We start from the raw sequence: 24,428 nt of genomic DNA, 5'->3' as shown, positions 1-24,428 counted from the left end.
GATGTTGGATGAAACGGCTTTTGACCTGCGAAAGTACCTTCGGCGCAATTCGGCCTCGGTGACGGTGTGGATCGCACTGCTGGCTTTGATTCTGTTCGGGCTGATGCGCTATGACAACTTTGGCAGCGCCTACAACTTCTCGTCTTTCCTGAACTACAACGCGATGTTCATCGCGATTGCGCTGGGCATGTGCTTCGTGATCATGACCGGCGGGATTGATCTGTCGGTTGGATCCGTGGCGGCCTTTACGTCGGTCGTTGCGGCTTATCTCAGCCCATACGGGATTCAGGTTGCCCTGCCGGGGGCCGTGCTTGCCGGGATTGGTTTCGGAGCGATCAACGCCTTTTGCATCATCGTCCTTCGCATCCCGCCTTTCATCGCCACGCTGGCCACCATGCTGGCCGCAAAAGGCGGCGCATTGGTGATTTCGGGCGCCCAGACAATTTCGGTCGATTGGGGGTCGAACTTCACCAAGCTTGGCATGGGGCAGGCGTTCGGCCTGTTTCCATGGGCAATCGTCATCGTGGCCGGACTGACGCTGGCACTTTGGCTGGTGCTGGAAAGAACAACCATCGGGCGGACCGTCTTGGCGATCGGTGGCAGCGAGGATGCCTCGAACCTCATGGGTCTGAAGGTGAACCGCGCCAAGGCTTTCGTCTACCTGCTTTCGGGTGGCTGTGCCGGGCTGGCTGGCGTCTTTCTGGCCTCGGGTTTTGGAGCAGGACAACCCCTTGAGGGCATCGGATGGGAATTGTCGGCCATCGCGTCCGTCGTTGTGGGCGGCACCTTGTTGACAGGTGGGATGGGGTCGATCCCTGCAACCGTGGCCGGAGCGCTTTTGCTGGGTCTGGTGTTCAACGTTCTGAACTTTGAAAACGGTCAGGGCACCATCAGTTTCAGCGCCTATTGGCAGATGGTTATACGTGGAGGCTTTCTTTTTGCGGTCATCCTTTTACAGTCTCGGGTTATTGCCAGGCAGCAGAAGGTCTTGGGTTCGTGAATCGCATAGAAAGTGTTTCAGCGCGGCTGTTCAACGTCCCGCTCGCCGAAGTCCTGGTCGATGCCAAACACGGGGATCACACGTTCTTTCAATTGATCACCGTCACCATTCAAACGACGGATGGGGTCGAGGGGGTTGGGTATACCTATACGGGCGGCAAGGGCGGTCATGCCATCTTGGCGATGATCCAGCATGATCTGGCACCGTTCCTTGTAGGACAAGACGCGGAACAGATCGAAAGCCTGTACGATGCCATGCAGTGGCACGTGCACTACGTCGCACGGGGTGGGATAGCCTCGTTCGCCATCTCCGCCGTGGATATTGCCCTTTGGGACATTCGTGGCAGAGCGCAGAATGCACCGCTGTGGCAAATGGCAGGCGGAGCATCCAAACGGTGCAAGGCCTACGCCGGCGGGATCGACCTGAATTTCTCGTTGGAGAAACTGCTGCGCCAGACCGAAGGCTACCTTGCGCGTGGGTTCAACGCGGTCAAGATCAAGGTTGGGCAACCGGATCTTGCCGACGATCTTGCACGTGCCCGGGCAGTGCGCGAGAGACTGGGGCCGGATCGGTTCTTCATGGTCGACGCGAATTACTCCATGAGCGTCGAGCAGGCCATCGAGGCCGCCCAGGGGTTCGCCGACTGCGATATCCTGTGGTTCGAGGAGCCGACAATTCCAGACGATTACAAAGGCTATGGCCGAATTGCCGAAGCCACGGGCGTTCCCCTTGCCATGGGTGAAAACCTGCACACGATTCACGAATTCGAGTATGCCTTCGATGACGCCAAGCTGAGTTTCATCCAGCCCGATGCCTCAAACTGTGGCGGCATTACCGGCTGGTTGCGCGTGGCCGCGCTAAGCGCCCAGCACGGCATTCCGGTTTGTAGCCATGGTATGCAGGAGCTGCACGTCAGCCTTGTTTCGGCGCAACCCAATTCGGGTTGGCTGGAAGTACACTCATTCCCGATAGACCAGTACACGACCCGTCCGCTTGTCGTGGAAGACTGCCTGGCCGTGGCCCCGGATACGCCGGGGACCGGAGTGGAATTCGACTGGGACAAACTGAATGCGGAACACAGGGAGATGCATACATGACGACCCAGACGATCTCTGCGGCGTACTACAGGGGCAACAAGAGCTTTGCCGTGGAACAGGCCCAGGCGACGGCTCCGGGCGCTGGCGAGGCCGCCATTCGCGTTGCGTATTGCGGGATATGCGGGACGGATATGCATGTCTACCACGGCAACATGGATGCCCGTGTCGGCCTGAACCGGGTAATCGGGCACGAGATGTCCGGTGTCGTCGAAGCGGTGGGCGCGGGCGTCGATACTGTAAAACCCGGCCAGAAGGTCGTGGTCCGACCGCTTGATCACTGCGGCGAATGCCCGGCCTGCAAACGGGGGCATCAGCATATCTGCCAGAACCTCAAGTTTCTCGGCCTCGATACCGATGGTGCCATGCAAGAGATCTGGACCGTTCCGGCCCACACCTTGCACGTTCTACCGGATGACTTGCGCATGGATCACGCGGCGCTGATCGAGCCGGTCGCCGTTGCTTGCCACGATGTGCGGCTGTCTGGACTGCAGCCTGGCGAGGACGTCGTCGTCATCGGCGGTGGCCCGATCGGCATCCTGGTTGCTATGGTTGCGCGGGACGCGGGCGGAAACGTCGTGATTTCCGAAGTGAATCCGAACCGTCTGGCGATCGCAGAAAAACTTGGCTTTGATACGATCAACCCAACCGAGACCGATCTGGTGTCCACAATCAACGCGCGCACGGGCGACAAAGGGGCGGATGTGGTTTTTGAGGTATCGGGAACGCAGCCCGGTGTTGATGCGATGACCGCCGTTGCCGCGACGCGGGCCCGGATCGTGATGGTCGCGATCCATGCTCAAAAGCCCCATATCGACCTGTTCCAATTCTTCTGGCGAGAGCTGCAACTGATCGGTGCTCGGGTCTATGAGCCGGAGGATTACGATAAGGCGATCGCAGTTGTCGCCTCGGGCGGAGTGGACGCGGATGTCGTGATCACTGACGTCAGCCCTCTGGCAGACATTCAGGCCGCGTTCGAAGCACTGGATCGCAGCCCAACCGCAATGAAAAGCCTGATCGAAGTAGGACCGCGTTCATGAGTGTTTTGCAAAGTTTCGACCTGACGGGAAAAACGGCCCTTGTGACCGGGTGCAAACGCGGCATCGGGCGCGGTATGGCCGAGGCATTGGCATCGGCCGGAGCTGATATCATCGGAGTGTCGGCCTCGCTTGAACTGTCCGGGTCAGAGGTCGAAAAAGCCGTCACGGCGATGGTGCGCAGTTTCCGGGCTTACCAATGCGACTTCTCGGACCGCTCCGCGTTGCATGGGTTCATTGATCAGTTGAGAGCCGACGGACAAACTCCTGATATCCTTGTCAACAATGCCGGTACGATCAAACGCAAACCTGCTGCCGAACATCCGGATGACTGGTGGGACGAAGTGATTGAGGTCAACCTGTCCTCGCAGTTTGTTCTGTCCCGCGAGATCGGCAAGGACATGCTGGCGCGCGGCTCGGGGAAGATCATCTTCACCGCATCGCTGCTGACGTTTCAGGGCGGCATCACCGTTCCCGGATATGCGGCCTCGAAAGGTGGTATCGGACAGCTGACGAAGGCCCTGGCCAATGAGTGGGCCGGGCAGGGTGTGAACGTGAATGCAATCGCCCCCGGCTACATCGCGACCGACAACACCCAAGCCCTGCAGGACGATCCGGTTCGGTCGAAGTCGATCCTGGAACGAACACCCCAGGGCCGTTGGGGTACGCCAGGTGATTTTGCTGGACCTGTAGTCTTTCTGGCTTCTGCAGCGTCGGACTACGTCAACGGTGAAATCCTTGTTGTCGACGGGGGCTGGATGGGGCGGTAGCACCGTCAACGCTCCATGTGACCCAAGGCCTCAAGTCCCGATGTAGTGCACCTTCAATCGTCGTGTCTTGGGTGCCTCGCGATGTTCGAACAGGTACAGGCTTTGAACGCGACCCAGCGGAAGCTGTCCCTGTTCGACCGGGATCGACACCTGCGTTTGCGTCAACAGCGCCCGCAGGTGCGATGGCGCGTTGTCGTCTTCGCTCGGGCGGTGGTGATACTTGCCTGGTGACTTGGGGACCAGTTCTTCGAAGAACCTCTCGATATCCTTAACCACCTCGGGATCGGCATTGGCCTGCACCAACAGCGCGGCACCGGTGTGGACGCACCAAAGGGTAAGCAGGCCCGAGACAAACTCATGTTCGGAAACCGCACGCTGAACCACCCCGCTGATGTCGGTCAGGGATTTGCCGGGCGTTTCAATGGACAATTCAAAAAAATCTTGCTTCATCCATCAGATCCTTTCCTTGATTTTGCGGGAGTGTGCCCAGCTTTCCGCGCCCCATTCGGCATTCAACTTGGAGGCTTAAGTATCTGATTTGTAACACTCTAGAGCTTTCAATCATGCAAACAGGCTTTTGAACTTGTCTATGCACAGACGAAACCCATCTTCGAAATTTCCGTTGCCGGGATGATAAACGCTTTCGAAGGAAATCACGCCTTCATAGCCGTCGGATCGGAGCGCGTCCGCGATGGGTTGGAACAGAGGCGCAAGCTGACCTTCCCCCATGCGGCGCACTTCCAGCGTTGCCCGCGGTGTATCGACCTTTACGTCCTTGATGTGAATGTGCCCCAGATAGCCGCCGCGCAGTTCTTCGTAACCGTCCGGGTATGCCAGTTCATGGCACCAGCAGTTGTTTCCGGGGTCCCAAAGAACTTTCAACGCATCCTTTGCATCCAACTCGTCGATCAGTTTGCGGGCGGTATAGTTCGAATTGACCAGCGTGCCGTTTCCGGTTTCCACGACAAGCGTCACGCCCTCAGCCCTGGCCAGTTCAACCGCCGGCGCGATCAGCGGTGGCATCGAGTCCCATACCCCATGCGCGACGTTCCACTTCTCGGCGCCGTTTTTTCCCCAGAGTATCTGCTCTTTTCGTTGGGTCATGATCCGAACCAGCGGAGACCCCACGACATGCGCCATGTCGATCACGCGTTTCAGCGCGTCCATGTGTCGGGTGTGCAGGTCGTCACCGGGTCTGTTGGCAGCTGTCATCCCCGCGAAGATATGGCGCGACAGACAGGACACAGGCTTGCCCCGGTCGCGCAAGAGCGCGTCGATTTCGGCAATTTCCTGCGGGGAATGGTCCCCGACCTCGGTGTCGCCTACGAACTGAAGTTCTGCATAGTCCAGACCGAATTCGTCCATCACGTCCACGGCATGCCGCAGATCGCGGGAAATGCCGTCGCAAATCACACCTAGTTTCATGTCCGGTCCCCTCAGCGATGCAATTCTGCGCCAACGATCTCTTCGATGACGCGGGTACACACCCAATTGTCGCCGTTCGGGTATTTGGTTTTTCCGGCGTGAAAGATTTGCATTGCGGACGAGGCGGTATGCATTGGAACGCCCAACGCACCGGCCAGTGCCATCGAGATCGTCAGGTCCTTGTGCATCGTTGCGATATGGCTGCCAGTGGCTTCGAACTTGCGATCAATGATGTTTTCAAGGGCGGTATTCACAACACCACATCCCGCGCTAGACGATGAGAACACGTCAAGCAATGCTTGACCGCTGACACCGGCTTTGGCCGCCAGGGCCGCAGCCTCGAATGTGGCGGAAAAGATCGATCCGATAAGGGATTGCAGGCAGGCTTTCACGGTTTGCCCGTCACCGGCGTTTTCTCCAACCCGGTGTATGGTTGCCGACACTGCTTGCATGACTTCGGCATTTTGGTCCAGCACATCCGCAGCACCGGCAGCCATCATCGTCAATGTGCCGTTCTGCGCGCCGGGAAACCCACCCGAGACCGGGGTGTCGATCAGGTGGATGCCCGAACCCTCCATGTCTCGCCCGATTGCGCGTGCTTCGGCCGGAGTAATGGTTGCCGACAGGATGACCGTTCCGCCTTCGGCCATGTTCGCAACCAGTCCGTCTTCACCCAGAATGACATTGCGGGCCTGATCTCCGTTCATCACCATGACAAACACGCTGGCGGCATGACGGCCGACCTGTCCCACGCTGTCCTTAGGCAGGCCGCCCATGTCGGTAAATGCCGTCATACGCGTCTCACTCAAGTCGAAACCAGATGTTTCAAAGCCATTCTTGATTAGGTTCTTGGCAAGGCCGCTGCCCATGTCGCCTAGACCGATTACGCCTGCAGTTTTCATTTGGACTCCTCCCTTTCTTCCGTCTTTGCCGTCTGGCAGACGTTTCGAAAATTGATGCCTCAAGGCATCGGTTTTCGCGGGAGTTTCACGCGTCTTGAACAGACGTCGGGCGAGTCCGGAAGACACCCCGCTGCCCGTTTACGTACCGTAAGTAAACGAAGAATGCGGCGTTCAGGCAAGCAAAGAAGTGGTGCGGCGGAAAGAAACCGCCTGATCCGACGCGTTACAAGAACGCCGCCATGATGCCGCGCAGTTCGGCCAACCCGCGCATTCGTCCGATCAGTGGATAGCCGGGAGTGCTGTGTCCGCCCAGATCGCTCAGCAGCTCTTGTCCGTGGTCGGGTCGCATCGGAATTTGCCAGTCGTCCCGCCCTTGAGATTTGCGGCGGCGTTGTTCGTCCATCAGCTCGCGAATGGTTCCGACCATGTCGGTGTCGCCCTCCAGATGCGCAGCCTCATAGAAATCCGGCTTCTGTCTGTCCGACCCCGCGATGCGTCGGGTATTCCGAAGATGGGCAAAGTGAATCCGGTCGCCATGCCGGCGCACGAACTCCGGCCCATCGAATTCAGGGGAAACACCCAGCGATCCGGTACACAATGTTGCGCCGTTCGCGGGCATATCAACCGCATCCAGTACGGCGCCGTAGTCATCGGTACTGGACATGATCCGCGGCAGACCAAGCAAGGAGAACGGCGGATCATCCGGATGACAGCACAAGCGTAGTTCCAGTTCTTGGGCGACTGGTGCGACTTCTGACAGGAAGTCGATCAGGTTTGCGCGAAGCCGGTCACGGTCTGTATGAGCATAGGTCTGCAACAAAGCGCGCACGTCCTGCACGCTCCACTGATCGTTGGCGCCGGGCAGCCCCGCGGTGACATTGTGCTGCAACTGGGCCTTGGATTCCTCCGGCATGCGCAAGAAGCGATCCTTGGCCGCTTGCTGGACGGCGTGGGAATAGTCTTCGGACGCGCCCGGACGTTCAAGAATATGTATGTCGAAAACTGCAAAATCGGTCAGGTCGAACAGCATGGCCGTTCCGCCATGCGGCTGCAGGGCGCGAAGGGCGGTGCGCGTCCAATCCAGGATCGGCATGAAGTTGTAGCAAACAACTTTGATGCCACGGGCGGACAGGGCCCTGAGGCTGGACTTGTACGCCTGCAGATGCTCGGCCATGTCCGCCGACTGGGTCTTGATCGCCTCTGAGACGGGCAGGCTTTCGACAACGTCCCAACTGTACCCGGCAGCAGCCAGAACTGCCTGCCGATCGGCGATGCTCGGTTCGTCCCAGGGCAGTCCCGGCGGGATGTGATGCAGCGCGGTGACGATACCCTGAACCCCGACCTGATGGAGATCGGCCAGAGCGATCGGATCCTCGGGTCCGAACCAACGCCAACATTGTTTCATGGCAGCCATCCTTCATACAGCGGGTGATCGGGCCTGACGGGAAGGGCAACGCGCTGCCCGGTGCGCGCCGCGTGATAAATCGCCGTCACAAGGCCGATGGACGCAGCGCCATCCTTCAGCGTAACGGCCGAATTTGCCTCGGACCGCAGCGCCTTGCCGACTTCGGTAAAAAATCCTTCGAACCCCGTTGGCTCGGCGGCGGAGGCCGCAAGAGCCTCGTCGACAGCGGCTTGATCTACGGGGTCCCGCGCGACGAAAGTCCAGGGCGTTTGACCCGGAGCATAAGGTTCGGTGCCAGAAGTGGCAGTCAAATTTTCAAAGACGAACCGCAGGCGGGTTTCGTCCGTGGCTGCGCCTAGTGTGATATTGCTTGTGCACAAAGCGCCGGAACTCATGCCGAAGCAGATCGCGGCGCAGTCTTCGGTCTCGATCGGGTTGACCCGCGTTGTGGTCATTGCAGAAACCCAGGCGATATCACCCGCGATATGAGTCAGCAGATCATGGTTGTGGATGGCATGGCCCAGAACCGCGCCGCCGCGTTCACCGGCCCATGTCCCCCGCCACGGTACCGCGTAATAGTCCGCCCCTCGGGACCAATGGGTTTCAAGCGCGGCAGTTTGGACCGCTCCGGTCAGGCCCGCGCGTTGCAGGTGGCGCAATTGGGCCAGTGACGGGCCCCACCGGTATTGAAAGACCGGAAACACATGCTTGCCCGCGCTGCTTGCGGCTGCCGTGATCCGATTCACATCCTGCATCGAGGTCGCAAGAGGCTTTTCGCAGACAACGTGTTTTCCTGCGGCCAGTGCGGCAAGGGTGGTCGGTACATGCAGATGGGGCGGAAGGCAGAGGTCGATGACATCAATCGTCGGATCATCCAGAGCGTCCTGAATGTTGGTCAATGCTCGAAAACCCGAGTTCTGCCGTATCTGTTCGATCCGGTCGATATTCTGGTCGACCACGGCGGCTACGCAAAAGGTGCGGTCAAGCCGTTCCAGAGCGTCCAGATGTTGCGCACCGATACCTGCGCCGAGGATCGCAACGTTGATCATCTGCGTTCCGCCATTTCCTGCGCGCGCAGAGCCAGTTCCATGACCGTAAAACAGTGGGTCTGCGTCATTGCGGTTTCGGTCCGGTTGAGGATGTCATCGGCGAGGCGCGAAAAGTAGGGAAGGCCGGCGTCGGATGCGTCGATCTTTTGGCAGGTGTCACCATTGACGAGGATCAGATGATCTGTCCCCGGGGCTCCACCCACATCGACGTATTTCCGCAACTCGATGTATCCTTCGGTGCCTAGGATCGTCAGACGACCATCCCCCCAGTTTGGCAAGGCATCCGGCGTAAACCAGTCAACCCGGATGTACCCGGTTCCATTCTCGCTGCGCAGATTGATCTCGCCGAAATCCTGCAATCCGGGATCGCTCGGGTTTGCGTAGTTTGCCACATAAGCGTTTGTGATTTCGGCGGTTTTCGAACCCGTGTAGTGCAGGAACTGATCAATCTGATGCGAGGCGATGTCGGTCAGAATGCCGCCGTAGCAGTCGCGCCGAAAAAACCATTCCGGCCGGGTCGCCCGGTTCAATCGGTGCGGGCCAAGTCCGACCGTCTGGACCACGCGCCCGATGGCACCGGCCTCGACCAGTTCGATGGCCCGGGTGCTGACGGGCGTTTCGAACCGCTCCGAGAAGTTCACCGACCAGATCCGACCGGTGTCTGCGACCGCTCTTTTGATCTGGTCGAGTTGTTCGAACGTCGTGCAGCCCGGCTTGTCGCTCATGACATCCATACCGTTCTGCATCGCGCGGATCGCCAACGCGGCCCTATCTGCCGGTATCGCTGAAATCAGCGCCAGATCCGCCCCGCAGGTCAGGGCGTCTTCCAGTTGGGCCAGCCGTGGAATTTCGGGAAACCTTTTGACGTAGCCCGCCAGCGTCTCCGGATCGCCCTGTGTCCAATAGCCAACGCAGTCCACGCCGATTTTGCGCATGTTTTCCGTCATGCCATAGATATGGCGGTGGTCGAGTCCAAGGGCGACGCAGGTCAGGCTCATGAGATGACTCGTGTTTTATGGCCGGTTCGATTGGCGATCTGCATCGCGTCGATGACGGCGTGGGTCAAAAGGGCACTGCGTCCGGTGGCCATAGGTTGTGTTCCACTGGAAACGGCCTTGGCGAAGTCCTCGATGACCGCCTGATGCCAGGCATGTGTGAACGCCATGGGATCGGCCCCTCCGCCTGTGGCGGCGGTTTCGCCGACCGTGGATTCCCGGCCGTCGAAAGTGGTCACGGTCAGGACACCTGACTCCAGATGCGCTTTGGCTAGGGTGCCTTGGATCGTGATGGACTCAGCAGACCCGGGATATTCGGCGGTAGTTGCCATCAACGTTCCCACCGCTCCGTTGTCCATTTCAAAGACTGCACCCGCCCAATCCTCAGCCTCGAGATCGTGTAGAGGAGTTTTTCTCATCACGGCCTGAATGTTCGAGATCGGCCCCAGCAGCCACATCGCAAGGTCAAGCGTGTGGATCGCCTGCGAGATCATGGCGCCGCCTCCGTCACGTGCGTAAGTGCCGCGCCCTGGCTCGTCATAGTAACTCTGATCACGCCACCAGGGGACACGGATCTCGACCGTGGCGATCGCGCCCAACTCACCCCGTTCAATGGCGGATTTCAGCGCCTGCGAGGCGGCGCGGGCGCGGTGCTGAAAGACGATGCCCAGCGGCACACCAGACACCTCGCACTGCTCGACAATGGCTTTCGCAGCGCCCAGTGTTCTTTCAATGGGCTTTTCCATCAGGATCGGTTTCGACGCGGTCGAAAGAATCCGTACCAACTCAGTGCGCTGATCGGGCGGGGTTGCGATGATCGCAAAGTCGACCTTTGGGTCGTTTGCGATTTCCTCGACCGAGACGAATGCGCGGGTCTCGTTTCGCCGGGCGAACTCAGCTGCCTTGTCAGGATTGCGCCCAAGGACTCCGGCAAGACCGAAGCCTTGATCCGATGCCCGAATGGCGGCGACATGCGTGCCGGAAACCATCCCCAAACCAATCAGCGCAATATTCATTCAATCCCCCGGATCACCTGGTCAGTCTGCGGGTTTGAATGGGAAAGATGCAACCATTAAAAACTGTGTTAACAATTGCGGGCAGCAGTATCGGAGGCAGAATTGACTGGCAATTTGAATGGGATGGCAGAAGACCTGTACCTGGGCATCAAGGACCTGCCGATCGTATCTCCGCATGGTCACTGCGATCCGGGGTGGTTTGCAACCGATGCGCCGTTTCCCAACCCGGCAGAGCTGTTGGTGGTTCCCGACCATTACGTGTTCCGTATGCTCTATTCGCAGGGCGTTCCCTTGTCGGAACTCGGCGTTGGGGAAGAGGGGCGAAAGAAGGATCCTCGCGCCGTTTTCCGTACTTTTGCCGAGCACTGGCATCTGTTTCTGGGAACGCCTTCCCGGATCTGGATGAACTACGTGCTGCATGAAACGCTGGGCGTGTCCGAGGAGTTGTCTTCGCGCACCGCAGATCTGATCTACGACAAGATCGCGGAAAAGTTGGCGCAACCCGATTTTCGCCCGAGGGCATTGTTCGACAGGTTCGGGATCGAGGTTCTGGCTACTACGGATTCGGCTCTCGACACTCTCACACAGCATCAGGAGATCCGTGCAAGCGGATGGGGCGGGCGGGTTGTTCCGACGTTCCGCCCGGACGGGGTCTTGGATGGGGCGGACCCGGAGTTCGTGCAGAACCTGAACAAGTTGGCCGAGCTGACAGGCTGCGATCTGGACAGCTATGTTGGCTATCTCAACGCACTGCGGATGCGGCGAGCTTATTTCATCCAACTGGGCTGTACCGCCACCGACCACGGTATCGAACGTGTACAGACCGAGTGGCTTGAGGACCCGGATGCGCTGTACCAGCGGCTGAGACGGCGGGAAGGGACCGAACAGGACGCCCGCCGTTTCTACGGGCATATGCTGATCGAAATGGCGCAGATGTCTGTCGATGATGGTCTGACCATGCAGATACATGCAGGCAGCAAGCGCAACACGAACCACGCGTTATTGCGGGATTTCGGACGGGACAAGGGGGCCGACATTCCAATCGCGATGGATTGGGTCACGGGCCTTGAGGCGTTGTTGAACCGGGTCGGAAACTCGGCGGAACTGCGCATCATTCTGTTCACACTGGACGAAGGCACCTATGCCCGTGAACTGGCACCAATGGCGGGACATTGGCCGTGCCTTCGGATCGGGCCGCCCTGGTGGTTCCATGACAGTCCGGCCGGGATTGCGCGGTATTTTGATCAGGTCGTTGAAACGGCCGGATATTACAACCTGGCCGGATTCAATGACGACACACGGGCTTTCCTGTCCATTCCTGCACGACACGACCTCTGGCGGCGGGGGGTGGCGATTCATTTGGCCGAGCAGGTTGCGCGCGGTTACTTCGGTCGGGACAGTGCCGAGCATCTTGCTCGGTTGCTGGCGGTCGATCTGGCGAAACAGGTTTATGGATTGCAAAGCTAGATGGGAACAATTCTTCACTTCGGCCTCGGCAACTTTGCCCGGGCGCATTTGCTGGACTACACCGATCAAGCGGGCGGATGGGACGTTGTCGGCGTCAGCCTGCGTTCATCCTCGGTTCGGGATGGATTGGCCCGGCAGGGTTTCGAGTACGATCTGTGCGTGCAGGGGCAGGGCGTCCGGCGCATTAAAGCTCTTCGCGACGTTCTGGTCGCGCCCGAGGGTCGTGCAGCGATTTTCGATGCGATGACGGATGCCGAGATCATCTCGGCGACCGTGACCGAGAAAGGTTATCATCTTGATGCCGCGGGCAAGCTGAACCTCCAGGACCCGGCGATTGCCGCCGATCTGGCAGGGCAGGGGCCCGCGACTCTGATCGGGTTTTTGGCTTTTGGCCTTGCGGAGCGGCGCAAACCTGTGACGGTGCTAAGCTGCGACAATCGTATGGAAAATGGCAAAACGCTCGAGACGGCCGTTTCCGATTTCGCGAAAGCAGCCGGTCTGGACGTCAATTGGGACGCCGTTCGCTTTCCCAACGCGATGGTCGACCGGATCACCCCGGCCACAACGGACGCCGTTCGCGCAATCAGCGGTGACCCAATGGCCGTTCCGACCGAGGCGTTCTCTGAGTGGGTGATCGAAGACAGTTTTGCCGGACCGCATCCGGATTGGCCGGGCGTGCAACTGGTCGATGACGTGGCCCCGCACGAGATGCGAAAGCTGCGCATGTTGAACGGGGCCCATTCCCTGTTGGCTTATGCCGGGTTGGAGCGGGGCCTGACCTACGTCCACGAAGCGGTTCGAGACCCGGTTCTGCGCCCGCTGGTTTCCGAGTTGATGAAGGATGCGGGCGCAACGCTGCCCGCTGCGGTGCAAGCACAGGTTCCGGACTATGCCGAGGCTCTGTTGCGCCGCTTTGAAAACCCCGAGTTGGCGCATCGTCTGGACCAAATCGCGATGGATGGAAGCCAGAAGCTGCCCTATCGATTTGTTTCCACACTTCGTGAGACCGGCTCTCAGGCGGTGATCGCGGGGATGCGGGCCTGGGTCTCCTATTGCATGTCCGAGACCGCCAAAGGTCGGGCGCTGAACGATCCTTGCGCGTCGGAAATCGCTTTGGCTGCCAAGCAGCCAGATCCGCTAATGCCGCTTTTGCGTCTTGTCGGAGCCGAGGATCTCGCGCCGCTTATCCGGGAATGATCGCGCCGCGGAACTGAACAACGGTGGATGCCAGATTGTGTCCAGCCATCAGGGCCTCGGCCTGTGATTTCCCAGTCAGCAACGCCGCGAGGTACCCACCGTTGAAACTGTCGCCTGCCGCGGTCGTATCCAGCACGTTTTTGGCAGGCTCATAGGTTTGGTCAATGCTCTGACCAATGGACAGGGGGCCATTCTCTCCGCGCTTTAACGCACCGATTCCGTGATGACCCGCAAAGCGTGCGGCCACCTGTTCGGCGCTTTCCCCGAACAGTGCCATCTCGTCGTCGATGGATGGCAGGGCAATGTCCGCACGTCGCCAAAGCCGTTGGTTGATCTGCCGGGCGTGTTCAACGCAATCCCAAAGACGCGGACGAAAGTTGCTGTCATAGACCAACCGGACTGAAGCGCCTTCGAGCCAGTCCAGAAGCGCAAGCCTTACCGAATGCGGAAGAATGGCCACGGTAATCCCCGACAAGTACAGCACGTCATAGCCGTTCAACGAGCTGAAATCGTGATCGGAAAAAAGCTGGCGGGCGGCCGCTTCGCTGCGCCAATAGGTAAAGCTGCGTTCACCATCCGCAGAGGTCGTGATCGCGTACAGGCCCGGAGAGGCGTTCGGAATGATGCGGATGCCGGATGTCCCGATGCCATGGCTGGCGATGAAGTCCGCGATGCGCCCCGAGAACGGGTCGTCGCCCAAACATGTCACATACTCCACCTGCAGATCAGGCGCTGCGCGGTGCATGTAGATGGCCGTGTTCAGCGTATCCCCCGCGACGCCCACCTTTGCGCCGGTTTCCAGCATGGACAATTCAATCATTGCTTCGCCGATGCAGGCAATTCGCGTCATTTCTTTTCTCTTTTCCAGATGATGAGACCGGCAACCATGATCAGCGCAGCCCCTGCCAACGTGAATGCGTCCGGTACCGTGTCAAAGAACAGATAACCCCAGATCGCAACATATATCAGGAACGAATAGGTAAATGGCATCAGCTGGTTCGCCGTTCCGAACCGATGCGCGTTCGTCAGCAGTTGATGCCCGCACCACCCAAAGACGCCAAGACTGATCAGGACGATCAGGCTCCAGGTGTTTTCCGGTTGGATCCAAAACCAGATGGCGAACGGCAGCAGGACCACCGTCCCAGTAAGCCCGAGGTAGAATTGCATGGTGTCCACGGCAACAACCCCCGACAGCCTGCGCGTCATGATCGAGTACAAGGCCAACGCGGTGGCATTGTAGACGATCAGCAGCATGGTCGGATGAAAGGCCGAACCAAACGGCCGCACGACAACCAACACCCCCAGAAAACCGAGGATGATGGCCGCCCAACGCCATGGGCCCACGCTTTCTTTCAACACAAAGACGGACAGAAAGCACACAATGACCGGGCTGGAAAACATGATTGCCGACACGACGGTCAGGGGCAAAAACCGCAGGGCATAAAAATTGAAAACGGTTGCTGAGATCAGCAGTAAGGCCCGGCTAATGACCTGCCATGGATGGTCGGTCTTGAACCGGCTGGCCTCAATCCCGCCCTTGGCGATCACGCCCACAGAGATCACGAAGTGCCCTGCATAACGCATGAAAGCCAACTGAAATGCCGGCACGCCGGCCAACGCCAACCATTTGGCCCCAAGGTCCACCAGCGAAAAGAACAGCCACGCCGTCAGCATCAGCACGATGCCAAGGCGCGGCAGGTCCGCGTTGGGGTTGGCGGTGACGGCCATAGATCAGGTGTTGAAACGTTTGACGTAGTAGTCAACCATCTGGCTGACCATGTCATCCGCCTGACCGTGGTCGCGCGCGTCGTTCAGCGCGGAAAGTGCGCCCTGTGACATCACGCTGGTAACGCCGGCCTCGCGCGCCATTCGATCATAATACCCAAGGTCTTTTGCGGCGTTCTTGATGGCAAAGGCCAGCTGGTTTGGATCATTCTCGACACCGTAGGCTTTGACGAAATCCATCATTCCGGAATGCAGCGGCCCTGCGGCCATCACCTCGTACAGCTGCTTGCGGTCAACGCCGGTGATGTCGGCCATGGCAAAGGCCTCGGCCATCGCGTTCGCAACGGTCATTCCGAAGAAGTTGTTGATCAGCTTGATCGTATGTCCCGATCCGACAGGACCCAGGTAGAAGACGTTTTCGCCCAGATCCTTCAGTGTCGGCTCGGCCTTGTCGAAGGCAGCCTTGTCGCCGGACGTCATGATGTTCAGCTTGCCTTCCAGCGCATGCGACGGTGTCCGGCCAAGTGGCGCGTCAAGGTAGCTTCCGCCGGCTGCGGCAACCTCCTCGGCCAGGGCGCGTGTACTGCCCGGAAGCGAAGTGCCAAAGTCGATGGCGATCGCCCCGGGCTTCAGTCCCGCGATCACTCCATCAGCACCGCGCATACGGCCCTCGACCTGCTCAGACGTTCCCATGCACAGCATCACGATGTCGCTGGCCTGAGCCAACTCCCGCGCGTTTTGCGCCTCGCGGGCGCCCCGGTCAATCGCGGCATCCAGATGTGTGCGGTCGCGGTTTCCCAACACCGTGACCGAGTATCCCTGGTCCAACAGCCGGCTCACCATGGCTCCGCCCATGAGTCCAAGGCCGATAAACCCAATTGATGGTTTGCTCATTGGTTTCCCTTTCCGTGAATAAGTCTGGTTATCATTCTTGTGTCTGTCGCGGGCGGATTTGCAGTCTGATTGCTCATATTGCCCGGGGAATAGTCATTGGTCTTTTGAATGGTCCGAAATTTTGCTCTGCCGCGTCTCAGTCAGGCCGGCGCCCGCGCTCGAGCGGTTCGCGCCTTCAGCTCCTGTTCGATGCGTGATGTGACTTCGAGCGTCCGGGCTGCATCCCGGACGTCGATCAAAGGTGGGGCGCCATCGATCACGTCAAGGAAGTGATCCAGTTGCGCCTCCAGCGGTGTGCGTGTCTGGTCCGGCCTTGGAAGTTGGTCTTTTTGGGCCGCAGTGCCCCAATCCTGTCCGCGCCACAGGGTCATGGATGGAAAACTGAAGGCGCCCCTGGTTCCCGTGATCCACATCATGTCCTGGCGGGTCGTGCCGATGTTCGGATTTTCGCCGGTTCCGGCTTCAAACCCCCAAGGGCTGGGCGCGGTGTCGGCAAAGCTGATGGTACCCGTCGCGCCGTTTTCGAATGCGATCGCGACAGCGCCGCTTTCGATCCGATCCGATCCGCGGATCGACGCGCCGGGCAGGGCGACGACATCCGAGATTTCTCCGATCACAAAGCGCAGGACATCGATATCGTGCACGAGATTGATCATCACCGGGCTGCCATCGGAAGTCCGCCAGTTCTGTTCAAAATAGCTGTCGGGTTTACGCATGGCCCACAGCAACGAGACGTTGATGACTTGTCCGATCGTACCTTGCGCGATCACCTCCTTCAGGTGCTGCAAGGTTGTGTGGTACCGCCTATGGTGGCCGACCAGGCTGCGGACATTGGCCTCGCTAACGGCCGTCTTAAGGCGCAGGGCATCATCGACCGACGCGGCAACCGGCTTTTCGATCAGCATATTCCAACCGCGGGATGCGGCCAGAATGCCATGTTCGGCATGCAGGCGGGTCGGCGTCGCGATGATGACACCATCCACTGTGTCCTGCACCTCGTCCATACTGGCAAAACGCGGCGCGTCGATCTGGATTGAGCCATCCGGATCGGCCAACCCGACCAACGTGCAGCCGGGATGCTCAATGACGGCGCGGACGTGGCGGATACCGATCAATCCGCCGCCGGCTACGAGGATCTGTTTCACATCACCGCTCCGATTTGCCAGGGAACGAATTCGTAATCACCCAAGCCCTGTGCCTCGGACTTGGTTCGCGCGCCGGAGGCGACTTGGAGCAGCCGTCGGTATATCTCCTGTCCTTTTTCTTCGACGCTGACGCCTTTGGTCAGAATGTCGCCCGCGTCCACGTCCATGTCTTCGGGCATACGCGCCGCCAATTCGGAATTGGTGGCGATTTTCAGTGTTGGTGCCGGTTTGGACCCAAAGGCCGACCCGCGCCCCGTGGTAAAACACACAAGGTTGCACCCGGCCGCGATCTGGCCGGTCACCGAGGCCGGGTCGTATCCGGGGCTGTCCATGAAGGTGAAGCCTTTGGCGGTGATGGGTTCGGCGTATTTGAATACACCGGTCAAAGGGGTGGTTCCGCCCTTCGCCGCAGCCCCCAGCGATTTCTCGAGGATGGTCGTCAGACCCCCTTGCTTGTTGCCGGGGCTTGGGTTGTTGTCCATCGAACCGTGATTGCGGGCGGTGTAGTCCTGCCACCAATCGATCAGTCCGATCAGTTTTTCCCCAGTTGCGCGGTCAAGGGCACGGCGGGTCAAAAGATGTTCGGCTCCGTAGATTTCGGGCGTCTCCGCGAGGACACCCGTGCCATCTTGAGCGACCAACAGGTCGCAGGCATGTCCGAGCGCCGGGTTCGCCGTCACACCGGACCAAGCGTCCGATCCACCACATTGCAGCGCAACCATCAGTTCAGACGCCGGGGCTTCTCTGCGCTTTGCCTCATTGGCAATGGGCAGCATCTGGTTGATCTTGCTGATGCCCATTTCCACGGTCCGACGCAACCCGGCAACGTTTTGGATGTTCATCGTCTGGAAGGTTGGACTCTGCTTCAACCCATATGCGTCCAGCAGCCAGTCGATCTGGTTCATTTCGCAGCCCAGACCGACCATCAGAACGGCAGCGTGGTTGGGATGTTTTGCAAACCCCCACATGACCCGTTGAAGAGCTTCGAAACCGTCGCCGGAATCTGCCATTCCGCAGCCCGTTCCGTGGACAAAGGCCACCACTCCGTCGACATTCGGATACGCGGCAAGCTTGTCCGGCGTGAAGTGGTTAGCGATCATGCGGGCCGCCGTAGCAGAACAGTTTACGGTGGTCAGAACCGCAATGTAATTGCGCGTGCCGACCCGACCGCTGTCCCGATGGTAGCCCATGAACGTATCGACCGAGGTGGCGGGTCTCATAGGCCTGTGATCCGTCGCAAACTCATAGTCCACGCTGGTGTTTCGGAACTCGACATTATGGGTGTGTACATGATCGCCGGGGTGGATCGGTTGGGTGGCGTAACCAATGATCTGGGCGTATTTTCTGACCGGATCGCCGGGTGCAAGGGTCGCCGTGGCGACCTTGTGGCCCGATGGGATGCGCGCATTGGTCGTGACGCCTTCAACCACGCTGCCGGCCTCCAGCAGCCGAGTTGCAACCACCACACTATCCGTTCGATCTAAACGTACAAAAGTCATAATCAGCTTTCCTGGCGGCTGCAGCTAGGCGCAGAACGGCGAGTCCGATGTCCACCGGTGAATATCTATATGCGGCTGTCCGGACAGCCTTGATCGCGCCGCCTCCCAATTGGATTTGCAGACACGCCAATCCCGCAGCTCGGTTTCGGGGCGCGATCTGGACCTTGCGATGAAGCTGGGGAAATGGTCTCGACCGGTGGGCTGGCCTGCCGCACTGAAGCGGATGTCGAACGACCAGCGGAACCGGTCCGTTTCGTTGACCAACGACGCATGTGGCGTCAGAGGATGAAACAGGATGACCCCGCCTGCCTTGACGGGCAAGGGCACGGCTCGCTCTTCGTCAATGAATCCGTCGGCAATGCCCGTCTGCGTCCGCGCGCAATGCGGCAGGATGGATTGGCCCTTTGCCTTAGGCAGCACTTGCAGGCAGCCGTTTTCGACCGTTGCATCGTTGACGGCAATCCAGACCGTGACCATGTCGGTCTGGTCCGCATCCTCCAACGCAACTGCCCGGTCCTGATGCCAGTCCGTTGCGGTTATATGCGCCCGCACCTCGTCCTTGGACAGCTTGAGGGCAGGGGGCTTCAGCCGAACGTGCTGGATCGGATTGCTGACCAACTCTGGCCCGATCAACTGCTCGACGATGTCAAGCATGGGCTGGGCCGTCAGCAAGTCGAACACTGCGGGTCCTATATGAAACGGTGTGTCAGCCATGATCCGGTCGCCGGGCAATGAGATGTCCAGCGGCTGGAAATAGTCGCAACCGGCCTGATAAGCGGACAGAAGTTTGTCCCAGAATGACATCCCGGATGGTTCGTCCTTGACCAGCCCTTTTTCGTACCAACCGTCAAAGAGCCGGTTCAGGACATCCGAGTATTCGGCTTGCACCCGATCAAGGACGTCACCGGGAATTACATCCTCGACCACGAGGTATCCGTCCGTCTGGAACTTGCCAATCTGATCTTGTGTCAGCATGGGTGCAACCTCACAAAAGCAGCGCGATGATGCCCGGCCAGATCAGAAGAACGGAAAGCGCCAGCAGCTGGATCCCGATGAATGGCAGGAAGCCGCGGAAGATATCCGTCAGGCTGATATGCGGCGGGGCCACCGATTTCAGGTAGAACGCCGCCGGGCCGAACGGGGGCGACAGGAAGCTGACCTGCATGTTCATACAGAACACGACGCCGAACCAGATCGCGACATGGCTGGGCTGCAACTGGCCGATGAGTCCGATTTCCTCGATGGGAAGGCGCAGAACGATCGGCAGAAAGACCGGGATGATCAACAGCACGATGCCGACCCAATCCATAAACGCGCCCATGAACAGCAGGATCAGCATCATAACCAGAATGACCAGCATGGTCGGCAGGTCCTGCCCGACGATCAGATCGGCCACGTATTGGGGCCCGCCGGCAATGGTGTAGGCACCCGCCAGCGCGGCGGCGCCGATGGTGACCCAGATGATGGTGCCTGTGGATTTGAGCGTTCGCATCAAGCTGTCCCAAACCAGCTCGAACGATCCTTCGCCCCGCAGGATGGCGATGATCAGAACGGCGAAGGCGCCCATGCCTGCTGCCTCGGTGATGCCTGTGATCCCGCCATAGATCGAGCCGAGAACGACGCCGATGACGACCAGCGGCGCGACGAGGCCTTTGCCCATTTCCCACCCGATTTTGGCGCGCTCTCTGCCAAAGACGAAGAAGATCAGCAGAAGGGCGACGATCGTAATACCGGCAAACCAGGGCAGGTAGTCAGCTGTCCCCAATCGCGCGGGCTCGCCTTGGCTGGCAGCGTTCGAGCCGGAAAGCTCGAAAAACGCGGCCCGGATAAACAGAACGGTGGAAAATCCGGCGACGACGATGCTCATGAAGGCGGCAAACAGTTTGCGCTTTTCAGCCGGTTCGGGGTCGCTCGGGTCCGGTTCCGGAAGCGGCGCGTGGTGAGGATTCAGCCGCGTGCGAATGATGATGTACAGGATGATCATCGAGGCCAGCATGAAGCCGGGAATGAAAGACGCCGTGAACAGCGACTTGATCGAGGTTTCGGTGATCAGCCCATAGATGATCAGAACGATCGAGGGCGGGATCATGGTCCCCAGCGACCCCGAGGCGCAGATGACGCCGATGGCGAGGTTCTGATCGTAGCCGAGGCGCAGCATCTGGGGCAGGGCGATCAGACCCAGCAGGACAACCTCACCACCGATGATGCCGGACATGGCTGCCATGATCACCGCCATGATCGAGGTCACGATCGCAATGCCGCCGCGCGTTCTGGACAGCCAGACATTCAGCGACGAATACATGTCGCGCGCGATCCCGGATCGCTCCAGCAGCGATGCCATGAAGATGAACAATGGCACGGATATGAGCACGTAGTCCGTTAAGAGCCCATATATCTTCTGCGCCAGAATATAGAGTGGCCCAGTCCCGGGGCGTCCGGTCAGAATGCCATCGCCGAATGAAAACGGGTTCAAAAGAAGTGCCGGCTCGAACTTCAGAACAAGAACCAGAACCGCAAGCGAGGCCGAGGCCAGACCCAGGGGCATCCCGATCGCCAGAAGCACGATCAGGGCGACCATCAGGATGAGTGAGATCGTTCCAATATCCATCAGTCTTGTCCCACCGCTCGTTTGATCATTTCAATTTCGTCTTCGTCCGGTTCATCCGTGTGGATTTCCGGTTCTTTGTTCCAATCCGCGATCAGGTTCAGAACGGCCTGCATGGCGACCAGGGTGATCACGATCAGGACCATGGGCTGCAACGTCGCCGGGATCGGCGGGTTGAAGGCCGAGCCATATAGCTCCCATTTGTAGAGTTTGTTGACGAAAACCTGCTGATAGCTGCCGTAGACCAGAAAGAACGCGAACATCACGATCAGGATGGTCGAGATCGTGTCGAACACCCGCTGCAACCAGCGAGGAACCGCATCATACAGCAGAAAGATCCGGATATGGCTGCGTTGCTGCATGGCATAGTAGCCGGACATCAGGAATACGAAGCTGGCGAACCACAGCGTCATCTCGTTGGCCCATTCGGTCGGCTTTTCGAGGATGTAGCGCATGAAGACTTCGTACAGCATCACCACCGTCATGATGGCGATCATCATCATCGTGACCCGGCCGATGAACAGGGCGAAGCGGTCCATCGCAGCCGTACCCTCGTATTCCATCGCGGCCGGCTGGACGGTCTTGGTTCCGATCACCGCAAGGATCGGCAACAGTATAAGCGCGCCGATATCGACAATATCGACAAATCCGCCGAAAACCCCGGTCATTTCGGGCGTCACGTCGCTGCGCAGATAGATTTCCGTTACCTGGCTTTTCAGAGATTCGGACGTGTAGGGCAGCCAGTCCAACAGGAAGGCCGGCAGATGCCAGACGAGCCAACTGGCCGTCGCGACGAAGGCGAGCGGGATGAGCCACTCCAGTATTCCGCCTGAGTTTTTTTGCATCACGTAGCCCTCGTCCTTATCCGTCGATCCGGTGGTGATCGATAAATTCCAGGTCCGGCTCGACGCCCAATCCGGGGCCGGTCGGGATCGTCACGCGGCCGTTGTTGGCCTTGACTTGTTTCTGTATCTCCAGCGGAACGGTCAGCAGATCGTCGCGGAATTTGTTGTCCGTGGTGTCGAATTCCAACATCGGTTCCCACGGGTGCAGACCGCCCGGCATTGCCGGCATTGCCGCGAGCAGATGCAGGTTGGTAGCCACAGCAACCGCACTTCCCCAGACGTGATTGACGACCGGGGTGAAGTGCGCGTGGCACAGCGCAAGTACCCGCAGATACTCAGAGATTCCGCCCAACGCGCACACTTCGGGCTGAGCGATATCGACACTGCGGTTTTCGAGAAGCGCGCGCCATGCCCAGCGATTGAACACAGCCTCGCCGCCGGAGATATTGACCTTCAGCCCCGCGCGCAGTTCGCGATAGCCGTCAAGATCCTCAGGGGCCACCGGTTCTTCAAACCAATAGGCGTCAAGCTCTTCCAAGGCACGGCCCACATAAAACGCGTCCGAGGTCGTGTAGGCATGATTTGCGTCGACCATGAAGGGGAAGTCTTCTCCAACCCCGCGACGCACCGCCTCGCAGAGCTGCACGTCCGGTTTGGGTCCGAACCCGGTCTTCATCTTGGTGGCGACAAACCCCATGTCCTTGATCGTTGCGGCTTCGTCCTTGAACCGGGCGGCAAGGTCGGCGATCAGCTCATCCCGCAGCATCATCCCGTAGCCGTAGCAGGGAACGCTTGTCCGATGCGCGCCGCCGATGAGTTTGTGCAGCGGCAAACCGGCCACCTTGCCGACGATGTCCCAAAGGGCGATGTCCACGCCGGACAGCGCCTGTATCGGCATTCCGCCTTGCCCATGATCTCGCAGAAGGTTGTACACCTTGTGCCAGATCACGTCCTTGTCCAAAGGGTCCAGCCCCAGAACCATCGGCTGAATGACCTGTTCAACGATGGATTTGTTGGCTCTTGCTACGTTGCCGGGGCCAAAACACTCTCCCCAGCCGGTCACGCCTTCGTCGGTTTGAACCTCGACCAGATGGGTTGTGCGCTTGTCATAATACTGCTGCGAATACCCCAGGACTTCGGGCATCTCGTACTGCAGTACATGGCTGGTGATCTTGGTGATTTTCATGAAATGCAGGGTCCCGGGCACATTCGGAGAGGCCGTCAGCACGGCCTTTCCGATTGTCGTTGAATGGCCGAAGCCCGATTATTGCATTGCGCCCAGATCGCGCAGGAAGTTGATGTGGCTTTCCAACAGCGCCTTGGCCTCTGGGGTCGTGGCGAACTCGGTCCACCCGACCTGAACGGCTGCGCGGTAGGCGGCCAGATCTTCCGGCGACCACTCATACAGCTGAACGCCTTTGGCCTTCAGGTCCTTGGCGGTCTGAGCGTTCTGCACTTCGTTGATCGTCGCATTGTGCAGCGCCAGACTGTCCATCGCGACTTCCATGATCTTTTTGTGATGTGCAGGCATCGCGTCCCAAACGTCCTTGCGGCAGGCCAGGTGGTCTGCGGGCATCGAGTGGAAGCCGGGATAGTTCGTGTGACCGGCGATTTCGTACAGACCCAGCCCCACGTTGTTGGTCAGGTTCGCAGCATCCGCGCCGTCGATGATGCCGGTTTCCAGAGCGGTGAAGATTTCGTTGAAGTCCATCACGATCGGCGATGCGCCCAGCTCGGCAAAGACCTTGGTGGCCAAGCCCGGGGGCGAACGGAATTTCCAGTCTTTGAAGTCATCGACCTTGGCGATCGGCTTGGTCGAGGCCAGCGATTCCGGTCCCGGGATCCACCAGCCGATGAATTCCATGTCGTAGCCGTTGTACAGGTCATTGACCGCATCTCTGCCGCCACCGTGCAGCAGCCATGCCATTTGCTGATAGGGGTTCTGGTAACCGCCCAGCAGATCGCCCGCGAACTGGAAGGCCGGGTTTTTACCGGTTTGATAGCCGCCGCCGGTCATGTCGCAGTCGAGGATGCCTGTCGCCGCGGCATCGAAGGTTTCGACCGATTTGACCACCGAGGACGAGTAGAACATCTCGACTTCGATCTCGCCGTTCGACATTTCCTGGATGTCTTCGACGTATTTTGCCGCCATCTGCCCGGACAGCGTCTCGGGCGAGAAATGGGTTTGAATTCTCAGCTTGGTCGTTTCAGCCACCGCGAAACCGGCCGCCATCGTCGTTGCTACGGCCGCAACAGCCGCTGTCTTGACTATTTTCATATTGTCCTCCCAGACGTTGAGCAGTGCGCCGGGTAGGAGATCTTGCCGCCTCCCTTGTCGACACGCTGCTAGACGTTAAG

23 protein-coding genes are annotated in these 24,428 nt (G+C 59.2%); 6 read left to right on the top strand and 17 right to left on the bottom strand.

The window, feature by feature from the left end; all coding sequences use genetic code 11:
- Position 1 precedes the first annotated feature (1 nt).
- From ACR0LD_RS07075 to ACR0LD_RS07060, 4 genes are read left to right on the top strand one after another with little or no spacing between them, the layout of a single operon-like run.
- Positions 2-1,000 carry an ABC transporter permease gene (locus tag ACR0LD_RS07075; RefSeq protein WP_170357453.1) on the top strand — a complete coding sequence of 333 codons (999 nt, stop codon included), beginning with the start codon at positions 2-4 and terminating at the stop codon, positions 998-1,000.
- The gene (locus ACR0LD_RS07070) at positions 997-2,097 is read left to right on the top strand and encodes a mandelate racemase/muconate lactonizing enzyme family protein (RefSeq protein ID WP_480636172.1); all 1,101 of its coding nucleotides are present in this window, start codon (positions 997-999) and stop codon (positions 2,095-2,097) included. Before ACR0LD_RS07075 ends, ACR0LD_RS07070 begins: the two co-directional genes overlap by 4 nt.
- Positions 2,094-3,134, top strand: coding sequence for a zinc-dependent alcohol dehydrogenase (locus tag ACR0LD_RS07065; protein WP_480433974.1), 1,041 nt, complete (start codon positions 2,094-2,096; stop codon positions 3,132-3,134). Before ACR0LD_RS07070 ends, ACR0LD_RS07065 begins: the two co-directional genes overlap by 4 nt.
- Positions 3,131-3,901 (top strand): SDR family oxidoreductase, encoded by a 771-nt coding sequence (locus ACR0LD_RS07060; RefSeq protein WP_480636170.1) that lies wholly within the window; start codon positions 3,131-3,133, stop codon positions 3,899-3,901. The genes ACR0LD_RS07065 and ACR0LD_RS07060 overlap by 4 nt, the downstream gene beginning before the upstream one ends.
- 30 nt (positions 3,902-3,931) lie before the next feature.
- Here the strand turns inward: ACR0LD_RS07060 and ACR0LD_RS07055 are convergent, their stop codons facing one another.
- From ACR0LD_RS07055 to ACR0LD_RS07025, 7 genes are all read right to left on the bottom strand, one after another.
- Positions 3,932-4,351, bottom strand: coding sequence for a secondary thiamine-phosphate synthase enzyme YjbQ (locus tag ACR0LD_RS07055; RefSeq protein ID WP_170357456.1), 420 nt, complete (start codon positions 4,349-4,351; stop codon positions 3,932-3,934).
- Positions 4,352-4,462: 111 nt separating this feature from the next.
- Positions 4,463-5,326 carry a sugar phosphate isomerase/epimerase family protein gene (locus ACR0LD_RS07050; RefSeq protein WP_170437091.1) on the bottom strand — a complete coding sequence of 288 codons (864 nt, stop codon included), beginning with the start codon at positions 5,324-5,326 and terminating at the stop codon, positions 4,463-4,465.
- Between the two features lie 11 nt (positions 5,327-5,337).
- Complete coding sequence (locus tag ACR0LD_RS07045) at positions 5,338-6,228, bottom strand: NAD(P)-dependent oxidoreductase (protein ID WP_480636167.1); 891 nt, start codon at positions 6,226-6,228, stop codon at positions 5,338-5,340.
- Between the two features lie 223 nt (positions 6,229-6,451).
- A complete protein-coding gene (gene uxuA, locus ACR0LD_RS07040) occupies positions 6,452-7,633 on the bottom strand; it encodes a mannonate dehydratase (RefSeq protein WP_480636165.1) in 1,182 nt (393 codons plus the stop codon).
- Entirely contained in the window at positions 7,630-8,682 is a 1,053-nt protein-coding gene (locus ACR0LD_RS07035; RefSeq protein ID WP_480636163.1) for a Gfo/Idh/MocA family protein, read from the bottom strand. The genes uxuA and ACR0LD_RS07035 overlap by 4 nt, the downstream gene beginning before the upstream one ends.
- Complete coding sequence (locus ACR0LD_RS07030; RefSeq protein WP_480632876.1) at positions 8,679-9,680, bottom strand: Gfo/Idh/MocA family protein; 1,002 nt, start codon at positions 9,678-9,680, stop codon at positions 8,679-8,681. The genes ACR0LD_RS07035 and ACR0LD_RS07030 overlap by 4 nt, the downstream gene beginning before the upstream one ends.
- Complete coding sequence (locus tag ACR0LD_RS07025; protein ID WP_480636161.1) at positions 9,677-10,693, bottom strand: Gfo/Idh/MocA family protein; 1,017 nt, start codon at positions 10,691-10,693, stop codon at positions 9,677-9,679. The genes ACR0LD_RS07030 and ACR0LD_RS07025 overlap by 4 nt, the downstream gene beginning before the upstream one ends.
- 123 nt (positions 10,694-10,816) lie before the next feature.
- On the opposite strand from ACR0LD_RS07025, the gene uxaC reads away from it, so the two are divergent.
- Together uxaC and ACR0LD_RS07015 are read left to right on the top strand one after the other, a co-directional pair.
- A complete protein-coding gene (gene uxaC, locus ACR0LD_RS07020; RefSeq protein ID WP_480636287.1) occupies positions 10,817-12,160 on the top strand; it encodes a glucuronate isomerase in 1,344 nt (447 codons plus the stop codon).
- On the top strand, positions 12,161-13,357 hold the full coding sequence (locus ACR0LD_RS07015; RefSeq protein WP_480636159.1) for a mannitol dehydrogenase family protein: 1,197 nt from the start codon (positions 12,161-12,163) through the stop codon (positions 13,355-13,357).
- Here ACR0LD_RS07015 and ACR0LD_RS07010 read toward each other — a convergent pair.
- The 10 genes from ACR0LD_RS07010 to ACR0LD_RS06965 all read right to left on the bottom strand — a co-directional run bounded on the left by ACR0LD_RS07010 (position 13,344) and on the right by ACR0LD_RS06965 (position 24,348).
- Positions 13,344-14,207 carry a sugar kinase gene (locus ACR0LD_RS07010; RefSeq protein WP_480636157.1) on the bottom strand — a complete coding sequence of 288 codons (864 nt, stop codon included), beginning with the start codon at positions 14,205-14,207 and terminating at the stop codon, positions 13,344-13,346. The two genes, ACR0LD_RS07015 and ACR0LD_RS07010, sit on opposite strands and share 14 nt — an antisense overlap.
- Entirely contained in the window at positions 14,204-15,085 is an 882-nt protein-coding gene (locus ACR0LD_RS07005; protein ID WP_170433310.1) for a DMT family transporter, read from the bottom strand. The genes ACR0LD_RS07010 and ACR0LD_RS07005 overlap by 4 nt, the downstream gene beginning before the upstream one ends.
- Before the next feature lie 3 nt (positions 15,086-15,088).
- Entirely contained in the window at positions 15,089-15,976 is an 888-nt protein-coding gene (locus ACR0LD_RS07000; protein WP_170366869.1) for an NAD(P)-dependent oxidoreductase, read from the bottom strand.
- A gap of 140 nt (positions 15,977-16,116) precedes the next feature.
- Entirely contained in the window at positions 16,117-17,121 is a 1,005-nt protein-coding gene (locus ACR0LD_RS06995; protein ID WP_170366870.1) for a Gfo/Idh/MocA family oxidoreductase, read from the bottom strand.
- Complete coding sequence (locus ACR0LD_RS06990; protein WP_480636154.1) at positions 17,118-18,620, bottom strand: UxaA family hydrolase; 1,503 nt, start codon at positions 18,618-18,620, stop codon at positions 17,118-17,120. The genes ACR0LD_RS06995 and ACR0LD_RS06990 overlap by 4 nt, the downstream gene beginning before the upstream one ends.
- A gap of 24 nt (positions 18,621-18,644) precedes the next feature.
- Complete coding sequence (locus ACR0LD_RS06985) at positions 18,645-19,595, bottom strand: phytanoyl-CoA dioxygenase family protein (RefSeq protein WP_170598189.1); 951 nt, start codon at positions 19,593-19,595, stop codon at positions 18,645-18,647.
- Between the two features lie 10 nt (positions 19,596-19,605).
- Positions 19,606-21,228 carry a TRAP transporter large permease gene (locus ACR0LD_RS06980; RefSeq protein ID WP_480636153.1) on the bottom strand — a complete coding sequence of 541 codons (1,623 nt, stop codon included), beginning with the start codon at positions 21,226-21,228 and terminating at the stop codon, positions 19,606-19,608.
- On the bottom strand, positions 21,228-22,070 hold the full coding sequence (locus tag ACR0LD_RS06975) for a TRAP transporter small permease subunit (RefSeq protein ID WP_480636152.1): 843 nt from the start codon (positions 22,068-22,070) through the stop codon (positions 21,228-21,230). The genes ACR0LD_RS06980 and ACR0LD_RS06975 overlap by 1 nt, the downstream gene beginning before the upstream one ends.
- A gap of 16 nt (positions 22,071-22,086) precedes the next feature.
- Positions 22,087-23,256 carry a mandelate racemase/muconate lactonizing enzyme family protein gene (locus ACR0LD_RS06970; protein WP_480636150.1) on the bottom strand — a complete coding sequence of 390 codons (1,170 nt, stop codon included), beginning with the start codon at positions 23,254-23,256 and terminating at the stop codon, positions 22,087-22,089.
- Between the two features lie 78 nt (positions 23,257-23,334).
- Positions 23,335-24,348 carry a TRAP transporter substrate-binding protein gene (locus ACR0LD_RS06965; protein ID WP_093961716.1) on the bottom strand — a complete coding sequence of 338 codons (1,014 nt, stop codon included), beginning with the start codon at positions 24,346-24,348 and terminating at the stop codon, positions 23,335-23,337.
- Positions 24,349-24,428 lie beyond the last annotated feature (80 nt).

The organism is Ruegeria sp. BF8 (assembly GCF_056538625.1).
The sequence above is the reverse complement of the archived record's forward strand: the minus strand, read 5'-3'. Positions and strand labels throughout refer to the sequence as shown.